Genomic DNA, 2363 nt, shown 5'->3' on the forward strand with positions numbered 1-2363 from the left:
CGTCAGAGGATGACACCGATGAAGATCGCATAGACCACCGCGCTGAATACAAACAGGGCGCCCGGTCCGAAATATTGCATCGCCGTCGAGGCGGCGAACGGGCCGCCGATCGCGCCGAAGGAATAGAACAGCATCAGCGCCGCGTTGATCAGCACGAACTCGCCGGTGTCGGCGCGATCGTTGGAGTGGGCCGCCGACAACGAATAGAGCGGCATGGCGAAACAGCCGAAGATGAAGACGAGGACGAAGTTGAGCAGCGGATTGCTACCGGCGATGAACACCAGCGCCAGCGCCGAAAGCATCGCGCAGCAGGTCGTCATCAGCAGCACCCGGCGCCGGTCCCAGCGGTCGGAGAGGTAGCCGAGCGGATACTGGATGATGGCGCCGCCGAAGATGCCGACGCTGACGAAGGTCACGACATCGGCGACCGACATGCCGATCTGCTCGGCATAGACCGGGGACAAGGTGCGAAAGGCGCTGTTGGTGACGCCGACGGCGATGCAGCCGAAGCAGCCCAGCGGCGAAATCCGCCAGACGCGCGCCAGGTCGAGCTTGACCTCTTCGGGTGGTGTCGGGTTGGAGCGGTCGCCGAGCGACACCGGCACCAGCGACAGCGTGATCATCATCGACATGATGGCGAAGATAGCGAAACCGCCAGCGCCGAAGATCGGGATCAGGAACTGGGCTGATGTCACCGAACCGATGTCGACCATCCGGTAGATCGCCAGCACGCGTGCCCGATCGTGATTGCTGACGCCGGAATTCAGCCAGCTTTCGACGATGGTGAACAGCCCGGCGAAGCAGAAGCCGCCGGCAAGACGCACCGCGCACCACATCACCGGATCGATGACCAGCACCAGGAGCAAGGTGCCGACTGAGGCGATTGCCGCCAGCGCCGAAAATGCCCTGATATGGCCGACCGCCTTCATGATGCGGGTGATGGCTAGGCAGCCGAGCAGGAAGCCGGCGAAGTAGAAGGTGCCCATCAGGCCTATGTCGGAAGCGGAAAACCCTTCCTGCGCGCCGCGCAGCGCGATCAGCGTGCTCTGCAGCCCATTGCCGCCGAGCAGGATGCCTGCGGCGAGAAGAAGCGGGATCATCGGGCGGATGGAGGACATGAAGAGGCGATCACGTGTCGGTGATCCCTTCTTGGACCATCGCCCTGGCCAACGCCAGCAGCAATTCCCGGCAAACTACAGCGAGGATATGTCCAACTCTTCGTGGAAGGTCCAAACGCTTATGAACGGGCCGTCGTTTAGGTTCTTGCTATAGATCGTCATGATCACCTGTTGCCGTTGATCGTCGCGCGGAGGCAACTGACCGGTGATGAGCCGGAAACCGTCGGGATCTACGCCAACAGCGAATTGCTGTTCCGGGTCGATACGATCGTAGTCGATTATGAGCCGCGATCCGTCGAACTGCTCCCGCATCGATTCGTCGTTCGGAAAGTCACCATCGGAGAGGGCTTTGAACCGCGCCCAATCGTCTATGCGAGCCGCGTCAAGCAGGTTGACGATGCGGCTGCGCTCTTGAGGTGTCAGAAAGAGCTTCTGGTTTTGCATATCCTGATCTCATTTGCCGTAAACGTAGCGGTAGAGGATATCGCTATCCATTGTGCCGCCCAAGTTTACAACGGATGTCCTGTCGAAGCCGCTTGCCTTGACAAATCCGGCCTCCCATGCGCTTTTCGCGCAAATTTTGAGGCCGGGCTTGATGCTTGGCCTGCAACCCAGCACCCCGGACTTTACCAATGACAATGCACCGTTACCGCAGCCATACCTGTGCCCAGTTGAGGAAGAGCGACGTCGGCTCGACCGTTCGCCTGTCCGGCTGGGTGCATCGCGTGCGCGATCATGGCGGCCTGCTCTTCATCGACCTGCGCGACAATTATGGCCTGACCCAGATCGTCGCCGATCCGGATTCGCCTGCCTTCAAGGTCGCCGAGACCGTGCGCGGCGAGTGGGTCATCCGCGTCGACGGCGAGGTCAAGGCGCGCTTGCCCGAGACCACCAACGCCAATCTGCCGACCGGCGAGATCGAGATCTTCGCCCGCGAGATCGAGGTGCTGTCGGCGGCCAAGGAATTGCCGCTGCCGGTGTTCGGCGAGCCTGACTATCCCGAGGATATCAGGCTGAAATACCGTTTTCTCGACCTGCGCCGCGAGACGCTGCACAAGAACATCATTGCGCGGACAAAAATCATCGCCGAAATGCGCAAGCGCATGGGCGAGGTCGGCTTCACCGAATTCTCGACGCCGATCCTGACCGCGTCGTCGCCGGAAGGCGCGCGCGACTTCCTGGTGCCGTCGCGCATCCATCCCGGCACCTTCTATGCGCTGCCGCAGGCGCCGCAGCAGTATAAGC

3 protein-coding genes are annotated in these 2363 nt (G+C 61.5%); 1 reads left to right on the forward strand and 2 read right to left on the reverse strand.

What is annotated here, in order from left to right; translation table 11 throughout:
• Nucleotides 1-2: 2 nt before the first annotated feature.
• Together EN884_RS33235 and EN884_RS33240 are read right to left on the reverse strand one after the other, a co-directional pair.
• Nucleotides 3-1118, reverse strand: coding sequence for an MFS transporter (locus tag EN884_RS33235; RefSeq protein ID WP_245492033.1), 1116 nt, complete (start codon nt 1116-1118; stop codon nt 3-5).
• Nucleotides 1119-1193: 75 nt separating this feature from the next.
• Entirely contained in the window at nt 1194-1562 is a 369-nt protein-coding gene (locus tag EN884_RS33240; protein WP_024504702.1) for a hypothetical protein, read from the reverse strand.
• A gap of 194 nt (nt 1563-1756) precedes the next feature.
• Here EN884_RS33240 and EN884_RS33245 point away from each other — a divergent pair.
• A partial coding sequence (locus EN884_RS33245) for an amino acid--tRNA ligase-related protein (protein WP_245492034.1) occupies nt 1757-2363 on the forward strand: 607 nt, incomplete at its 3' end.

Origin of the sequence: Mesorhizobium sp. M7A.F.Ca.AU.001.01.1.1, from assembly GCF_004022735.1 — a bacterium.
Classification (GTDB): Bacteria; Pseudomonadota; Alphaproteobacteria; order Rhizobiales; family Rhizobiaceae; genus Mesorhizobium; species Mesorhizobium ciceri.

Bases quoted from the DNA above. Each gene is read 5' to 3' on its own strand.
- EN884_RS33240 (WP_024504702.1), bottom strand. From the start codon at position 1,562: ATGCAAAACCAGAAGCTCTTTCTGACACCTCAAGAGCGCAGCCGCATC.
- EN884_RS33235 (WP_245492033.1), bottom strand. From the start codon at position 1,118: ATGTCCTCCATCCGCCCGATGATCCCGCTTCTTCTCGCCGCAGGCATC.